Below are 14,547 nucleotides of genomic sequence, written 5' to 3'. Positions count from 1 at the left end.
TTTGGGGGCGGGGTCCGGCTTCACCCGAAGGAGAGCCGATGACGAATGCCTTTGAGCTAACAGGTGGTGGAGCAGCACATTTCGACGAGGGGGACGTCTATTTCATCGGTAACGCCACCACACTGATCCGTTTCGGCGGACTGACGATTCTGACGGATCCCGCCTTCCTTCACAAAGGCGAGCACGTGAACCTCGGACATGGCATCTGGACTCGGCGCGAGGTCGAGCCTGCTTGCCAGGTCGCTGACCTGCCACCGATCGATCTGGTCATCTTGTCGCACTATCACGGCGATCATTTCGATGACGTCGCCGCCCAAGAGCTCGACAAGAAACTGCCCATTGTCTCGACGGCTGACGCGGTGGACAAGCTCAGCGCCCTCGGTTTCGAGCAGGGCTATCCGCTCGACACCTGGGAGTCCCTCTTGGTAAAGAAAGGGGACGCGACACTGAATATCACCGCCATGCCGGGCAAGCATGCCACCGACGAAGCAGTGAACGCACTGTTGATGCCGGTTAACGGGCACTTGCTCGACTTCGGCCGCAAGTCCGATCACTTGTACCGGCTCTACATAACCGGGGACACAATGCTATTCGACAGCCTCGAGGAGATTCCGCGTCGTTACCCCGGCATAGACCTCGGTCTCATTCACACGGGTGGCACCACCTTCCTCGTCACGGTTGTCACGATGACCGGCGAGCAAGGAGTGAAGGCTGTCGAGATCACCAAACCTCGCACAGCCATTCCCATCCACTACAACGACTTCTCGGTATTCCTGTCCGGACTTGATGACTTCAAGAAGGCCGCCCAGACTTCGACCGCGAAGACGGAGTTCGTCTACCTCGCTCATGGCGAGACCTACAGGTTCAAGCCCGGGTTATGAAAGTCCTTCGCGTTCACGGCCAACGGCTTGGCGATGCGAGGCGTGTGGCGCGATTCGCCTAGGGGCAGGCCTGCCGAATGAGGGCTGCCGTTTGGGCCGGCTGCGACATGTATACAGCGTGGCTGGCGGGCACCTCGAGCGTCGTGGCACCGGCCCGTTGCGCCATGGCGCGCTGGGCTGACGCTGGGATCATGCGGTCTTCGGTTGCGACCAGATACCAGCTGGGCCTGGTGCGCCAGGCGGTTTCGGTGACCGGCTCGTCCATGGCTTCCAAGGCAAACGGGACCTGCGCGCTGGCCATGAACGCGGCATCTTCGGCCGACAGGTCGGCGCCGAATGACTCATGGAACCCCTGCCGGTCCTGGAACAGGAACCCGCCGGGCGCCGATACAAGTGGTGACCCCGCCGCGTTCGGGTCGCCGTAGAACGTTCTCACCGACTCGCCCTTATCCGGCACGAAAGCCGCGATGTAGACGAGGGCTATGACCTTGTCGTGGGTGCCCGCCTGGGTGATGACCGCGCCGCCGTAGGAGTGTCCCACGAGCACGACCGGCCCGTTTTGTTCGTCCACGATCAGCCGCGTTGCGGCAGCGTCGCCCCGCAGTGACAGGGTCGGATTCTGCACCACGGCAACGTCGTAACCGTCCTGTGTGAGTAGATCATGAACTGCCCGCCAGCTGGATCCGTCTACAAAAGCGCCGTGCACCAGAACGACATTCGTGCGCGTTGAGCCACCACCCATGACCATGCCCTACGGCAGAATCCCCGCGACACGACATTGAGCCTGAACCGCTTCCGCGTGGGCGTCATGTTGGGCGTAGACGGCGCGACACCAGTCACGCGCGGCGGTACCACATGCGTGCTGGAGTGCGCCGCCCATCGAACTCGCGAACGTGACATTCACGCAGCCATCGCCCGATCGGTCGTAGGGGTCCGACGAGTGGTCGGTCAAAACCCATGCTGTCGAGCCGGCGGCAATAGCCCCGACGAAAACGACGACCGCTATCCGCATCGCACGGCGTTCGCCAGGTGTGAGCGGGTCGGTCGGCGGCGTCTTACCTCTGTTGACCGTCGGTGGCTCCTTCGAGCGCGAAATCGATCGTTCCACAATAAACGGATTCCTTGGCCTCGCCATAGTGGCGCTGAGGGGCTCGCGTACTCAGGCAGCGTGGCTGACTGTCACGCCGGCAGCCTTCTCCCGGATGGCTTGCCGGGAGCCACTTTTCATGCCGTCGTTTCTCGTGTGCCGGTGAACTCATCGACGAGCAGCTGCAGACGCTCCGCCTCGTACTCGGGGCGCAGTCGTCCGGTCCGGGCGAGGGTTACCAGCCCGTGCAGAGCGGCCCAGAACACCTCGGTGAGCGTGTCGGCGTCCTGGTCGCCGGCGACCCTACCGACCGCCTGGCGCAACGCTTCGAAGGCCGCGATCAGCTGCGGCGGCGTGTCCTGGGCGGCGAAGCGCATGGTGGTCGCGCGGGTGAACATCGCGTCGTAGACCGCAGGGTTGTCGCGCGCGAAGTCCAGGTAGGCGCGGGCCATCCGGGTCAGGGTGTCGCCGGGCGCGTCGGTGTCGGAGTGCGCGGCCCGGACCGCCTCGGCGAGCTCGGCGAACCCGTCGAGGGCGACCGCGTCGGCGATCTGTTCCATGCCGGCGAAGTGCTTGTACAACACCGGCTGGCTGTACTCGATCTCGGTGGACAGCCGCCGCGTGGTGACCGCATCCCAGCCCTCGGCCTCGGCCAGCCTGCGCGCGGTTCCGACGATCAGCCGGCGGCGGGCGGCCCGGTCGCGCTCACGACGCTCCTCGATGGGCATGCGCTCCAAGATATCACAGCTAGAAAAACTAGCAATGCTATTGACGCGCTACCGACGATGGGTTAGCGTTGCTAACACCTACGGATGAGGGGAGTTACGACATGGTTCTGCACGACATCACGCGGGCCGCGGCGCTGATCGCGGTGCTAGGCACCGCGGTGGTCTACGGCACCGACGTGTTCTGCGCGATGGTGATGCGACCGGCCCTGGCGTCGGTCGACGACGCGGCCCTGGTCGCCGTCATGGGCCGCGTGCACCGATACGGAGACGGGCGCATGCCGCTGCCCGGAGTGCTGGGGATCGTGGCCGCCGCGGCGAGCGCGGTCCTGGCCGCGATCGGCGCGCAGTGGCCGCAGGCGATCGCGGCGGGCGCCGCGCTGATCCTGCTGATGATCTGGCTCGCGCTCTACACCCGGGTAAGCGCACCCATCAACAGGCAAATGACAGCGGCTGCTGACGCGGACCGGGCGCTGCCGAACGGGCGTGCGCTGCAAGAGAAATGGGATTCGATCATCAACGTTCGCGCGTCGCTGCAGGGTCTGGCCGTGGCGGCCCTGTGCGCGGTGATGATGATCTAGTAGCCGAATCACACTGCGAGGAGCAAGATTTCGATGCTTCAGCTCAGGATCTACACCCTGCGATCGCCCGAAGCCCTGCGGCAGTACGCGGCGGTGCACTGGGCGCGGCATCTGCCCACCTTCGAGGCGTTCGGGGTCACCACCCACGGGGTCTGGACGGAGCGAGGTGCCAATCGACTCGTCGCGCTGATCGGCTACCCACCGGACGCCGACCCGGACCAGCTCACGCGGCGCATCATGGCCAGCCCGGAATTCGCCGCCGACATGGCCGGCTTCGACGTCGAGAACATCGTCGACGTTCAGACGACATTGCTTGACCCGACATCGTTTTCACCAATCCACTGACGAAACAGGAGTACTCGACATGACCATCATCACGACCATCGGCTACGTCCTCGCCGGGCTCCTCGCCGCCGGCATCATCTTCATCGGCGCGCGCTTCCTCGTCGCGCCGCGCGCCGCCGCCGCGGGCTACGGCGTGCTGCCCGACCTGGACCAACCGGGCGTCGGCGCCTACCTGAGCGTCAAGGGCGTGCGCGACATCGCCTCGGGCCTGGTGGTCATCGTCCTGATGATCGCCGGCGCGACCCACCTGGTCGGTTGGACGATCTTGGCCGCCTCCATCATTCCGCTCGCCGACGCGGCGATCGTGCTGCGCAACGGCGGCTCCAAGTCGATCGCGTGGGGAGTCCACGGCGTCACCGCCGCCGTCATGCTTGTCACGACCGCGCTGCTGGTCATCGCCTGACTATGTCCACGATCACATAACGACCCGGGAATTGCTTCGACATCGAAGCGAGTTGTAGGCGGCGTAACTGCTTCGAACTCGAAGCAAACAATTGGAGGAGGGACACCATGAAGGCTGTGCGGTACCACGAATACGGCGGTAGCGACGTTCTGCGGGTCGAGGAGGCCCCGCGCCCGGTGCCGGGCCCGCGGCAGGTGCTGGTCAAGGTTGCCGCCACCTCGTTCAACCCGGTGGACGCCGGTATCCGCGGCGGCTACCTGGCCGAGGTGTACAAGATCGACTTCCCGCACATTCCCGGCGTCGACGTGTCGGGGACCATCGCCGAACTCGGCGACGGCGTGACGGGCTGGAACATCGGTGACGCCGTGGTGGCGTTCCTGCCGCTGGACGCCGACGGCGCCGCCGCCGAGTACGCCCTAGTGCCGGCCGAATCGCTGGCCGCCGCCCCAACGTCGGTGCCGTTGGCCGATGCGGCGGCGCTGCCGGAACCCGCGCTGACCGCGTGGCAGGCCCTGTTCGAGATCGCCGGGCTGGCCGAAGGTCAGTCGGTTCTGATCAACGGCGCCTCCGGTGCGGTCGGCGGCTACGCCGTTCAGTTGGCCAAGCAGGCCGGAGCCGTCGTCACCGCGACCGCCAAGGCCCGCGACGCCGAGCGGCTGCGTGGCCTGGGCGCGGACCGCATCATCGACTACATCGACTACACCCGCTCGCCGATCGACGTCGAGGGCGCACCGTTCGACGTGGTGCTCAACCTGGTCAGCACCACCGACGAGCAGACCGAAGCCCTGATCGGCGTGGTCGCCGACGGCGGATTCCACGTCGGCACAATGGTTTTCGGGCCGCAGAACCCGGCCCGCGGGGTGCGCACCCAGCGGGTCTTCGTCCGCAGTGACGCCGCCCAGCTCGCCGGGCTGGTCCGTCGCGTCGACGACGGGCAGCTGCGCATCGAGGTCGCCGACCGCCGCCCGCTCGAGCAGGCCGCGGCGGTGCACGAGGATTCCGACTCGGGCCGCCTGCACGGCAAGATCATCCTCATCCCCACCGACCAGTAAACCGCGCCCCAGGCTGCCCAGGCCGCGCAAATGCGCCCTGGGACAGGGCGATCCAGCGCGAGATAGGAGAACACATCATGGGCAAGCTCGCACTCGTCACCGGGGCCAGCTCGGGCATCGGGCGCGCATACGCCGAACGCCTCGCCGCCGACGGCTACGACCTGGTGATCGTCGGCAGGCGCGCGGATCGGTTGGCGCAGTTCGCCGATGCCCACCCCGAGGTGAGCGTCCGAACCGTAGTCGCCGACCTCTCCGCCGGCGACGACGTCGGGCGGCTCGCCGAGATCTGCGCCACGGAACCGCTGACGATGCTGGTGAACAACGCCGGGGTCGCCCACTACATGCCGTTGGCCGAGCTGCCCACGGGCAAGGCCGCGGAACTGGTGAACGTGAAGGTTCTCGCTCCGACGATGCTCACCCGCGCCGCGCTCAGCGGGATGCTGCAGCGCGGCGCCGGGGCGATCGTCAACATGGCGGGCATGATCGCCTTCAGCGGTCCCGCCCCGCATTCGCAGATGCCCCGCCGCGCCGTCTACGCGGGAACCCTGGCCTACCTCGTCACGATGTCGCAGACCCTCGCCGCGGAGCTGGAGGGGACCGGTGTCGCCGTGCAGGTGGTGTGCCCCGGCGTGGTGGCGACCGAGTTCCACGAGCGCCAGAACATCGACCTCAGCGCGGTGCCCCGGATGAGCGCCGACGACGTCGTCACCGCGAGCCTGCACGGCCTGCAGTCGGGCGAGACGGTCTGCGCACCGGGCGTCGAGGACACCGGCCTGCTCGACGCCGTCTTCCGGGCGGACCTGGCCGCCTTCGCCGGGCAAAGCCCCGAACTCGCCACGCGCTACCGAGGCTGAGCCCCACGAACAGGACTCGCGGCACTTCGACGTCGAAGCATTACGCTCCAGGCGTGGTCAAGGCCCTCAACCCGGTCCAGCTGCAGACTTACTTCGCGCTGATGGAGGCGGTCAGCCTGCTGCAGTACGCGGTGCGGGAGCAGTTACAGGCCGACGGGGGCCTCAGTTACGTGCAATTCGAGATCCTGGCCAAACTTGCCGACGCCGAAGGCCCCCTTACCATGACCGACCTGGCCGACGGGGTGGTGTACAGCCGCTCCGGCCTGACTCATCAGGCCGGACTGCTGGAAAAGGAGGGCCTGATCACCCGCGCCAGTTCGCCCGACGACCAGCGCGCGACCGTCGTCACCATCACCGCAACGGGCCGTGCCCGGGTCGCCACCGTCTTGCCCGGCCACATCGAGGTGGTGCGCGAGCTGCTGTTCGACTCGCTGTCCGACCGCGACGTGCGCACCCTGGGGGACGTGATGAGCCGCGCCCGCGACCACATGCGTGCTCGGCCACCCCGCTCCGCCGCGCCCCGCCGTCGCCCCGGCCGCGCGAGTGGTGGGCGGCCCGTCCGAGGTTGAGCCGTTTGGCCCTAGGCGCTCGAGGTGCGCAGGGGCTGAGCTAGGGGTGGGGTATCGAGACTGGGAGAGGTGCGCTGAAGGTCAAACAACTCATCGCTGTGGCGGTCGCATCCGGCGGGCTAAGTTGGAGCGCCGTGGAACTGGCTGCAGGCGTGGCACTTTCAGAGCCGACGTCTCCGTCCCCGGCGCCGACGCGCCCGACACAACCCTCGAAGCCGCCCGGGCCTGACCTCCCGCCGGGGATTGTTGACGCCCCCTCTATCCCACTGGGTCCGCTGATTCCGGACTCATAAGCTTTTTCCTCGCCCGTACGGACAGGAGGCCGCGACCGGTATGAACGTCGGTTCGGTGAAGTGGTGGAAAGTCTGCGTGATGTTGCTGTGCGCCACCGCGCTGATTCCCCCAGCACCAGCGTCAGCGGACCCAAACGATGACGCGTTCATCGCGGCGCTGGACAACTACGGGATCGACACTGGCGGCCGCGACACCGTAATCGCGCATGGGCATGCGGTGTGCGCCGCACTCGACAAAGGCCAAGACTCGAGCGTCCTGGCGCTCAAGGTGATGAACGACCCGCAGCTGACCATCTCGTCAAGACGGGATGCCGGCTTCTTCGTGGGCGCCTCCGTGGCGGCCTACTGCCCGCAATACCGGGGCTCCGTCGATCCTTCGGTGATCTGGCTACTGCCGTTCCCCCCGATGATGTGAGGGAAGGTCAGGACCTCTAGCAGGGGAAACGGTCTCACAGGTTTCTCGGCGGCCATTTCCGTCCCAAGCCGGAGCGCCTCTGGGACCATAGGCCGGTGACCACGCGCCAGGCCGACACCGTTCGCCCCGCCGAACGGGTGCAGGCTGCGCGGCCGGCAGAGACCGGGTTCCGCGACGATATCGAGGGCTTGCGCGGCTTCACGCTGTTGGCCATCCTCGGGTTTCACATCTCCATGCCCGGTGTCAGCGGCGGCTTCGTCGGCCCCGACATCTTCTTTGAAATCTCGGGCTTCGTCATCACCGGGCAGCTCTGGCGCCAGGTGAGCACCACCGGCACCATCGGACTGCGGAAGTTCTATGGGGCCCGGGCCCGCCGGCTGCTGCCCGTGTCGGCCACGGTGGGCGTCATCACCGCGATCGCCGCGGCCGTCTTGCTGCCCGTCGTGCAGGCCCAAGGCGCCCTGAAGGACGCCATCGCATGCGCGCTGTATGTTCCGAACTTCTGGTTCATCGTCCAACAGGTCGACTATTTCGCCGGCGGCACGCCCTCGCCGTTCCAGCACTACTGGACGTTGGGCGTGGAGGAACAGTTCTACCTGTTGTGGCCGCCTTTGATCGTCGGCACGGCGTGGCTGATCCGGCTCCTGCGCCGGCGCGAGAAGACCGACGCGCCCGTGTCGAAGAGGCCGTACCTGGCGCTCGTGACGGTGATCGCGACCGTGTCTTTCGCGCTGTCGCTGCTGATCACCTACGTGATGCCGCTCGCGGCGTACTTCTCGCTCTTCACCAGGGCCTGGCAGTTGGCCGTCGGCGCTTTGGTGGCCCTGACGGCCGAGTACTGGAGCCGGCTCCCGGCGCGAGCGGCAGTGATCACGGGATGGGTCGGGACGGCCATGGTCCTGTGGGCCTGCGTCGTTTTCACCCCGGACATTCCCTATCCGGGCAGCGCCGCGCTGGTGCCCGTCCTGGGCACCGCGCTGGTGCTCGGCGCGGGCTGTTCGACACCGAACCGGGGCGCGGGGCGGGTCCTGGCCTGGTCACCGATGCGGGCGATCGGGCGACTGTCCTACTCGTGGTACCTGTGGCACTGGCCGGTGCTGGTGTTCGCGCCGATCATCGTGGGCCATCCGCTGGGCCTGATCGGCAGGTTCGTGGCGGCGGTCGTCGTTTCCGGCGGGCTGGGCTGGCTCACCCTACGTTTCATCGAGAACCCGTTGCGATACGCCGCTGTGCTGCGCAAGTCGCCGGCGAAAAGCCTGGCGGTCGGCGGGTTCGCCACGTCGGCGGCGGCGTGTGTGGGCGTGGCGTTGCTGATGTGGGTGTCTTCGCTGCCGATGCCGGTCGCGGTCGCGCGCGGCGCGCAGGCCACGCCGCTGACCATCACTGCCGGGCCCGTCCCGACGGGGACCAACCTCGACGCCTACGACGCGGCGGTGCAGAACGTGTTCTCGCAGGTACAGGCCGCGGTCGCGGCATCGGCCGATGTGAAGGCCGTGCCGTCGAACCTGAAGCCGTCGATCGGCGATGCGGCGGGCGAAATCGGGGCAATGTTGTTCAACGGCTGCCTGCGCGCGCCCCTGCAAGCCGGGCAGCCCGAGTGCGCGATGGGCGACACCAACTCCAAGACGACGGTGGCCATGGTCGGCGATTCGCATTCGTCGATGTGGATTCCGGCGTTCCAGCAGATCGGCACGCAGCGGCCCTGGCGACTCGAAGCCATGGCCAAGGCGGCGTGCCCGATGATGGACCTGCCCATCGCCAACCCACTTGTCAGTCCGATTGTTGAGTACATCCAGCGCTGCGGGCAGTGGCGCGGTCAGATCATGGACCGGCTGCGCGCCGAGCACCCCGCGCTCGTCATGGTGAGCGTGTTCCGCGGGTACACCGCCACCCACAGCAACGGATTCCGCTCGGGATTCACCTCGTACGACCCGGCCTGGAACGACGGCCTCACCCGCCTGGTGCGTCAACTGCGCGAGACCGGCGCCAAGGTGCTTGTGCTCGGCCCGCTTCCGCACCTGACCACCTCGGTGCCGGGCTGCCTGTCCGAGCACCTCGAGGACGCGACGGCATGCTCGCCGCCCATGTCATACGCGTTCGACCGACCCGGCATGGCCGCCGAGGCCGCCGCCGTCAAAGCCGGCGGCGGGCAGTACGCGGACCTCTCCGAACTGTTCTGCACCGCGAAGCGCTGCCCGGTCGTCGTCGGCAACACCCTGGTCTACGTCGACGCCGGTCACCTGACCCTCGAATACTCCCGGCTGTTGGCACCGGCGATCGCGGCGCTCGCCGACCGCGCGCTCGCCGGGGGCTGACGCCGCCCCGCTTCTAGGTGCAGCCGCTCACGTGGATTCGTCGGCCCACCCCGGCGCACACGCTCACGTTCGGTGGCGGAAAGTCTTGCGGCAGAGGCGCATAGTCGCCCGGCGGCGGGGCGTAGGTGTTGACCGTGTCGGCGACGTTGGTGCACCCGCTCACCGAAACGCGCCGACCGACGCTCGCGCAGACGTCGGCGTTGGCCACGCCGGAGGGCTGCACGACGGCATAGATTTCCGGGATCGCCGTGAGGGCCAACACCGTGACCCCCGCCGCCGTCCACGACCGCGCCCACAGTTTCATCGCGATCTCCTTCGCTAGGGTGTGGCGCTGCTGTCGCCCAGCAGCGGAGTCCATTGGCAACGCTGCCGGGCGTCGGCCAGGGGCTGACGGATGTTCTCCAGGTCTGCCTGCTCTTGCGGGTTGGCGTTGAAGTAGTTCTGCACGTTGTCGCGGATCTGGTCCTTGGGCTGGTCCTGAAGGCCGGTGTAGAACCCGTTCACGTCCGGGTGCGTGTACAGGTAGGTCGACAGCGACGCGGCGACACCCGCTGCGACACCGGCGATGTCGGCGGCCGTGCAGTTGGCCGGCCGGGGTGGCGGATCGGCCGCGGCGGTCCCTGCTGTGGCCAATAGCGTGCCGGCGACCGCGCCGGCGCCGATCGCACCGACGATTAGCCGGCGCCGAATGGAGATCGGGAGAAACATAGCGGGCTCCTTCCTGCGCATAAATCATCTTCTGCCAACCTCGTCGGTTCCGGAAGGGGCGCGAGCTGGCAAGACCGGCCTCGTGGGACCAGATTCCGTTAATGTCCTAAGGCGCCGATAGGAAGGGATGCAGTGAACCATTTGCGCGCGCGGACCGCCGGATTCGTGTCAGCGACGTTGGCAGCCGCCTTCGGGATGTGCGGGGCCATCGTGATGCCCGCGACGGCACACGCGACGCCGCCCATCGGGGTCAGCGCGGCGACCCTGTCGAAGCAAACCGTCGACGGCAAGGATTACATCGTCAGCGAGATCACGGTCGCACCAAACGGAAGCACCGGCTGGCACACGCACCAGGGCGAGATTTACGGCGTCATCAAGTCCGGCGTGTTGACCCACTACGGGTCGGACTGTCAGCAAGACGGCGTCTACGGCCCCGGGGCCGCCATCACCGATCCGACGGGGCCACAGCATGTTCACCTCGCCCGCAATCTGGGGACGACGCCACTGGTGCTCGACGTGACCTACATCGATCCGGCCGGCGCACCCACCTCCGACAGCGCACCCAACCCCGGCTGCGACTTCGAATGAGCACGTTCGGCGCGTCCTGACTGCGGCCGAGATTTGGCAACGAGTGCTGTCAGGAGCCAAAGTCGTTGTCGCGCAGCAGCAGCCGCCTTAGTGTGAGCGCACATGCGCACCGCATTCCATCGGCAGTTGGAGGCTCTGACAGCCTCCGTCGCCGACATGTGCGCGCGGGCCGCTGATGCGATGCAGCGCGCCACGCACGCGGTGCTGCAAGCCGATGTGTCGCTCGCCGGATGTGTCCATAACGACCACGACAAGATCACACACCACGGCAGCTCCGCCCAACGGAAGGCTTTGGCGCTGTTGGCGCTTCAAGCCCCGGTGGCAGGCGACCTTCGAGTCGTGATCGGCGACCTCAAGAACATCGCTGATGCCGAGCGCATGGGTGCTTTGGCGTCGCACGTGGCCGAAATCGCACGCCGTCGTTACCCCGCGTGCGCATTGCCTGAAGAGATGATTGGTCACTTCGCCGAAATGGGTCGCATCGCCACCCATCTCAGCAACGTCGCCGGACACGTCGTGCGATCCCGAGACCCGGTCGCCGCTGCGCGAATGCGGCACGACGACGACATGATGGACGAGCTGCACAGCCAGCTGTTCACCCTGATGATTGACAGGCCGTGGAACCATGGCGTGGCCGCCACCGTCGACGTCACCCTGCTCGGCCGATACTACGAACGCTTCGCCGATCACGCCGTCGAGATCGGGCGCCGAGTCATATTCCAGGCCCGAGGAGAGCCGATGTCTGTTTCCGGTGCCATCGCACGGATTGTGGGGTTCCTGCGCGCCGGCTACCCCGCGGGGATTCCGGCCACTGACACCTTCCCGTTGCTGGCGGTCCTGCGTCGGCGGTTGTCCGATCGGGAGGTCATGCAGATCGCGGCTGAGCTCGTCGCGCACGGCGACCTGCCCGTGGACGCTACGACTATCCGGGTCATGATCAGCAAAATTACGGACCAGATGCCCGCACCCGAGGAGGTCGAACGCGTCAAGCGACATCTCGAGAGGTGTGGATGGCCGGTCAGCGACGAGTTTCCGGCCTAGGGCGGGAAAATGGCCGTCGCGGGACTCTCCGGGCGCCATCGCATGCCGGCGGCGGATCGGGATGCAGAATGACTTGGTGCTGACCGCGCGGAAGGGCCGCTGACGTGCACGGGTTCGGCTTCCACACCCTGGCACTGCTGACCGCGATCGGTTTCGCCGGTCCGCTGTTGGCGTCGGTGCCGCGCCTGCGGATGCCGGTGATCATCGGCGAGCTCGCCGCCGGGCTCGTCGTCGGCAAAACCGGCTTCGGCATCATCGATGACACCAACCCGACCCTGCAATTGCTCGCCAACATCGGCTTTGCGCTGGTGATGTTCGTGGTGGGCACCCACGTCCCGATCCGCGACCCCCAGCTGCGCTCGGCGGCGCCGCGGGCGCTGCTGCGCGCGGTCGCGGTCGGCGCCGCCGCGGCGGTCCTCGGTGTCGCGCTGGGGGAGGCGTTCGGCACCGGGCACGCCGCGCTCTACGCGGTGCTGATGGCGTCCTCGTCGGCGGCACTGGCGCTGCCCGTGATCGATTCGCTAGGGCTGCAGGGGCCCGATGTGCTGTCGGTGACGGTGCAGATCGCCATCGCCGACGCCGCCGGTATTGTGTTGCTGCCCTTGGTAATTGACCTGCGCCGGGCGCCGGTCGCGGCGCTCGGCGCGCTTGCCATCGCGGCCTGCGCGGTGGTGGTGTTCATCGTCCTGCGCGCGGCCGACCGCAAGGGCTGGCGGCAGCGCCTGCACAAGTACTCCGAAAAGCGGCGCTTCGCACTGGAATTGCGCACCAACCTGGTCGTGCTGTTCGCTCTGGCGGCGCTGGCAACCAGCACCCACGTGTCGATCATGCTGGCGGGCTTCGCGTTGGGTCTGGTAATCGCGATGGTCGGCGAACCGCGGCGGCTGGCGCGCCAGCTGTTCGGTATCACCGAGGGGTTTTTCAGCCCCCTGTTCTTCGTCTGGCTGGGCGCCTCGCTCCAGGTGCGCGAGTTGGGCGCGCACCCGAAGCTCATCCTGCTGGGGCTCGGCCTCGGTCTCGGTGCCGTGCTGGCGCATTGCGTGGGACGACTGCTCGGCCAGCCGCTGACGTTGGCGGTGCTGTCCGCCGCGCAGCTCGGCGTGCCGGTTGCCGCCGCCACCATCGGCACCGAGGAACACCTTCTCGTCCCGGGCGAAGCCTCGGCGCTGATGTTCGGCGCCTTGCTGACGGTCGCCGGCACATCGCTCGCCGGCGCGCTGGCGGCGCGCGGCCGGCCGGCCGCACAACGCCCCGGCTGATGAAGGGACCGAAGCACTCCCAGCCGGGTCCATTCGGCCCTACGGGCCCACGCAGCGCAGTGGTCGGATGAAACCTAGGCCGATCTAGGGGGCTGCCATGAGGGATCGTTTGTATCGGGTCTCCGATCGTCTGCACGAGGGTCGCACCGTCGCGGTGCCCGGTAATGAGATCGCACACGTCGTGTCGGCCTGGCTCGCCGAGCTGGGCGCAAACAGCCCCCTGCCGGACGATCTCGAACAGGCGGTCCGCGTCGGCGATTGGGCGGCCGCTCGCACGGTCGGCGACCAGCTGTCCGTCTACGTCGCCGTCATCGCGGCCTAGGACATGTCATGTCGAGCTCCGCAATTGGCCCAAAGTCCTTTTGCCAAGTGCCGTCCTGCTCTCGCATCGCCCCACGTGATTACGCGATCGTGGACGTGACGAAGCTTTACCGAAGGGAACTGGAGCGATGAACGCGCGCTTTCCGGATGCCGGCACAGTCCGGACTGTCCTGACCCTGGCGGGCCGCGCCCCCTCGGTGCACAACACGCAACCGTGGCGGTGGCGGGTCGACGACACCAGCGTGCACCTGTACGCGGACGCCGAACGCCAGCTGCCCAACACCGACCCGGACGGCAGGGACCTGATCTTGAGCTGCGGCACCGCGCTGCATCACTGCGTCGTCGCCTTCGCCGCCGTCGGTTGGCTGTCCAAGGTGACGCGGCTGCCGAATCCGGACGACCCCAATCACCTTGCCGCGATCGAATTGTCGCCCTACCCGGCCGACACCGTCGACATCGCGCTCGCCGCGGCGATACCGCGGCGCCGCACCGACCGCCGCCACTACAGCTCCTGGCCGGTGCCCATCGGCGACATCGCGCTGATGGCCGCCCGGGCCGCCCGAAACGGCGTGACGCTTTGCCAGGTCGAAGACCTCGACAAGCTGAACAAGATCGTCGCGGAATCCGTTGCGGAGCACTTCAATCGCGACTACCTCGCCGAGCTGACGGCGTGGAGCGGGCGCTACGCGTCGGTGGCGGGCGTTCCCGCGCACAGCACGCCGGCCTCGGACCCGGCGGCGAAAATACCTGGGCGGTTTTTCGCCGGCCCCACCCTGCCGCAGGCGCCCGAATCGTCCTCCGCCCAGGACAATGCCGTCGTGCTTGCGCTGGGCACGCGGGCCGACGACCGGCTGGCGCGGCTGCGGGCCGGCGAGGCCACCAGCGTCGTGCTCCTGACCGCGACGTCGATGGGATTGGCCAGTTGCCCGGTCACCGAACCACTGGAGATCGCCGACACCCGCGAGCTGGTTCGCTCCGACATCTTCGGCGGCGGCAACTACCCGCAGATGCTGCTCCGGGTGGGCTGGGCGCCCATCAACGCCGACCCGCTGCCCGCGACGCCGCGGCGCGAGTTGACCGATTTCGTCGAGTGGGTGAACCCGTAATTAT

At 67.6% G+C, this 14,547-nt stretch carries 18 protein-coding genes and 1 pseudogene; 15 read left to right on the top strand and 4 right to left on the bottom strand.

Annotated elements, in window-relative coordinates; genetic code table 11:
* The first annotated feature begins 38 nt into the window (after positions 1 to 38).
* Entirely contained in the window at positions 39 to 881 is an 843-nt protein-coding gene (locus AWB92_RS28760) for an MBL fold metallo-hydrolase (RefSeq protein WP_085191766.1), read from the top strand.
* A 58-nt stretch (positions 882 to 939) separates the two neighbouring features.
* On the opposite strand, the gene AWB92_RS28755 is transcribed toward AWB92_RS28760, so the two are convergent.
* Positions 940 to 1,623 carry an alpha/beta hydrolase gene (locus AWB92_RS28755; protein WP_085191819.1) on the bottom strand — a complete coding sequence of 228 codons (684 nt, stop codon included), beginning with the start codon at positions 1,621 to 1,623 and terminating at the stop codon, positions 940 to 942.
* 482 nt (positions 1,624 to 2,105) lie between these two features.
* A complete protein-coding gene (locus AWB92_RS28750; RefSeq protein ID WP_085191764.1) occupies positions 2,106 to 2,696 on the bottom strand; it encodes a TetR/AcrR family transcriptional regulator in 591 nt (196 codons plus the stop codon).
* A 101-nt stretch (positions 2,697 to 2,797) separates the two neighbouring features.
* Here AWB92_RS28750 and AWB92_RS28745 point away from each other — a divergent pair, with 101 nt between their 5' ends.
* The 8 genes from AWB92_RS28745 (at position 2,798) to AWB92_RS28710 (ending at position 9,520) form a co-directional block, all read left to right on the top strand.
* Positions 2,798 to 3,274, top strand: a complete 477-nt coding sequence (locus tag AWB92_RS28745; protein WP_085191762.1) for a DUF1772 domain-containing protein — start codon at positions 2,798 to 2,800, stop codon at positions 3,272 to 3,274.
* A 33-nt stretch (positions 3,275 to 3,307) separates the two neighbouring features.
* Complete coding sequence (locus tag AWB92_RS28740; RefSeq protein ID WP_085191760.1) at positions 3,308 to 3,619, top strand: NIPSNAP family protein; 312 nt, start codon at positions 3,308 to 3,310, stop codon at positions 3,617 to 3,619.
* A 19-nt stretch (positions 3,620 to 3,638) separates the two neighbouring features.
* Complete coding sequence (locus AWB92_RS28735) at positions 3,639 to 4,022, top strand: DUF4267 domain-containing protein (protein ID WP_085191758.1); 384 nt, start codon at positions 3,639 to 3,641, stop codon at positions 4,020 to 4,022.
* 107 nt (positions 4,023 to 4,129) lie between these two features.
* Positions 4,130 to 5,074 carry an NADP-dependent oxidoreductase gene (locus AWB92_RS28730; RefSeq protein ID WP_085191756.1) on the top strand — a complete coding sequence of 315 codons (945 nt, stop codon included), beginning with the start codon at positions 4,130 to 4,132 and terminating at the stop codon, positions 5,072 to 5,074.
* Positions 5,075 to 5,151: 77 nt separating this feature from the next.
* Positions 5,152 to 5,928, top strand: a complete 777-nt coding sequence (locus AWB92_RS28725) for an SDR family NAD(P)-dependent oxidoreductase (RefSeq protein ID WP_085191754.1) — start codon at positions 5,152 to 5,154, stop codon at positions 5,926 to 5,928.
* A 53-nt stretch (positions 5,929 to 5,981) separates the two neighbouring features.
* The gene (locus AWB92_RS28720; protein WP_085191752.1) at positions 5,982 to 6,497 is read left to right on the top strand and encodes a MarR family transcriptional regulator; all 516 of its coding nucleotides are present in this window, start codon (positions 5,982 to 5,984) and stop codon (positions 6,495 to 6,497) included.
* Positions 6,498 to 6,830: 333 nt separating this feature from the next.
* Positions 6,831 to 7,205, top strand: coding sequence for a DUF732 domain-containing protein (locus tag AWB92_RS28715; protein WP_085191750.1), 375 nt, complete (start codon positions 6,831 to 6,833; stop codon positions 7,203 to 7,205).
* Positions 7,206 to 7,300: 95 nt separating this feature from the next.
* The gene (locus AWB92_RS28710) at positions 7,301 to 9,520 is read left to right on the top strand and encodes an acyltransferase family protein (RefSeq protein ID WP_085191748.1); all 2,220 of its coding nucleotides are present in this window, start codon (positions 7,301 to 7,303) and stop codon (positions 9,518 to 9,520) included.
* A gap of 13 nt (positions 9,521 to 9,533) precedes the next feature.
* On the opposite strand, the gene AWB92_RS28705 is transcribed toward AWB92_RS28710, so the two are convergent.
* Complete coding sequence (locus AWB92_RS28705; protein ID WP_241523634.1) at positions 9,534 to 9,824, bottom strand: hypothetical protein; 291 nt, start codon at positions 9,822 to 9,824, stop codon at positions 9,534 to 9,536.
* Positions 9,825 to 9,838: 14 nt separating this feature from the next.
* A complete protein-coding gene (locus AWB92_RS28700) occupies positions 9,839 to 10,228 on the bottom strand; it encodes a heme-binding protein (RefSeq protein ID WP_085191747.1) in 390 nt (129 codons plus the stop codon).
* Positions 10,229 to 10,360: 132 nt separating this feature from the next.
* On the opposite strand from AWB92_RS28700, the gene AWB92_RS28695 reads away from it, so the two are divergent.
* The 6 genes and pseudogenes from AWB92_RS28695 (at position 10,361) to AWB92_RS28675 (ending at position 14,543) form a co-directional block, all read left to right on the top strand.
* Positions 10,361 to 10,816, top strand: coding sequence for a cupin domain-containing protein (locus tag AWB92_RS28695; protein WP_085191745.1), 456 nt, complete (start codon positions 10,361 to 10,363; stop codon positions 10,814 to 10,816).
* Between the two features lie 102 nt (positions 10,817 to 10,918).
* Positions 10,919 to 11,551: pseudogene (gene phoU, locus AWB92_RS28690) on the top strand (phosphate signaling complex protein PhoU); the annotation flags it as partial.
* Between the two features lie 3 nt (positions 11,552 to 11,554).
* Positions 11,555 to 11,857, top strand: coding sequence for a DUF3349 domain-containing protein (locus tag AWB92_RS30970; RefSeq protein WP_173817516.1), 303 nt, complete (start codon positions 11,555 to 11,557; stop codon positions 11,855 to 11,857).
* 104 nt (positions 11,858 to 11,961) lie between these two features.
* Entirely contained in the window at positions 11,962 to 13,116 is a 1,155-nt protein-coding gene (locus AWB92_RS28685; RefSeq protein WP_085191740.1) for a cation:proton antiporter, read from the top strand.
* Positions 13,117 to 13,213: 97 nt separating this feature from the next.
* A complete protein-coding gene (locus AWB92_RS28680) occupies positions 13,214 to 13,438 on the top strand; it encodes a hypothetical protein (protein WP_085191738.1) in 225 nt (74 codons plus the stop codon).
* 127 nt (positions 13,439 to 13,565) lie between these two features.
* A complete protein-coding gene (locus AWB92_RS28675; protein ID WP_085191736.1) occupies positions 13,566 to 14,543 on the top strand; it encodes an NAD(P)H nitroreductase in 978 nt (325 codons plus the stop codon).
* The last annotated feature ends 4 nt before the right edge of the window (positions 14,544 to 14,547 follow it).

The sequence above is a fragment of the Mycobacterium sp. IEC1808 genome (assembly GCF_002101935.1).
Lineage (GTDB): Bacteria > Actinomycetota > Actinomycetes > Mycobacteriales > Mycobacteriaceae > Mycobacterium.
The sequence above is the reverse complement of the archived record's forward strand: the minus strand, read 5'-3'. Positions and strand labels throughout refer to the sequence as shown.

Excerpts from the sequence above, each read along its gene's own strand:
- AWB92_RS28680 (WP_085191738.1), top strand. The coding sequence starts at position 13,214 with ATGAGGGATCGTTTGTATCGGGTCTCCGATCGTCTGCACGAGGGTCGC.
- AWB92_RS28700 (WP_085191747.1), bottom strand. The coding sequence starts at position 10,228 with ATGTTTCTCCCGATCTCCATTCGGCGCCGGCTAATCGTCGGTGCGATC.
- AWB92_RS30970 (WP_173817516.1), top strand. The coding sequence starts at position 11,555 with ATGTCTGTTTCCGGTGCCATCGCACGGATTGTGGGGTTCCTGCGCGCC.
- AWB92_RS28725 (WP_085191754.1), top strand. The coding sequence starts at position 5,152 with ATGGGCAAGCTCGCACTCGTCACCGGGGCCAGCTCGGGCATCGGGCGC.
- AWB92_RS28750 (WP_085191764.1), bottom strand. The coding sequence starts at position 2,696 with ATGCCCATCGAGGAGCGTCGTGAGCGCGACCGGGCCGCCCGCCGCCGG.
- AWB92_RS28735 (WP_085191758.1), top strand. The coding sequence starts at position 3,639 with ATGACCATCATCACGACCATCGGCTACGTCCTCGCCGGGCTCCTCGCC.
- AWB92_RS28705 (WP_241523634.1), bottom strand. The coding sequence starts at position 9,824 with ATGAAACTGTGGGCGCGGTCGTGGACGGCGGCGGGGGTCACGGTGTTG.
- AWB92_RS28730 (WP_085191756.1), top strand. The coding sequence starts at position 4,130 with ATGAAGGCTGTGCGGTACCACGAATACGGCGGTAGCGACGTTCTGCGG.
- AWB92_RS28760 (WP_085191766.1), top strand. The coding sequence starts at position 39 with ATGACGAATGCCTTTGAGCTAACAGGTGGTGGAGCAGCACATTTCGAC.
- AWB92_RS28755 (WP_085191819.1), bottom strand. The coding sequence starts at position 1,623 with ATGGGTGGTGGCTCAACGCGCACGAATGTCGTTCTGGTGCACGGCGCT.
- AWB92_RS28715 (WP_085191750.1), top strand. The coding sequence starts at position 6,831 with ATGAACGTCGGTTCGGTGAAGTGGTGGAAAGTCTGCGTGATGTTGCTG.
- AWB92_RS28745 (WP_085191762.1), top strand. The coding sequence starts at position 2,798 with ATGGTTCTGCACGACATCACGCGGGCCGCGGCGCTGATCGCGGTGCTA.
- AWB92_RS28740 (WP_085191760.1), top strand. The coding sequence starts at position 3,308 with ATGCTTCAGCTCAGGATCTACACCCTGCGATCGCCCGAAGCCCTGCGG.
- AWB92_RS28675 (WP_085191736.1), top strand. The coding sequence starts at position 13,566 with ATGAACGCGCGCTTTCCGGATGCCGGCACAGTCCGGACTGTCCTGACC.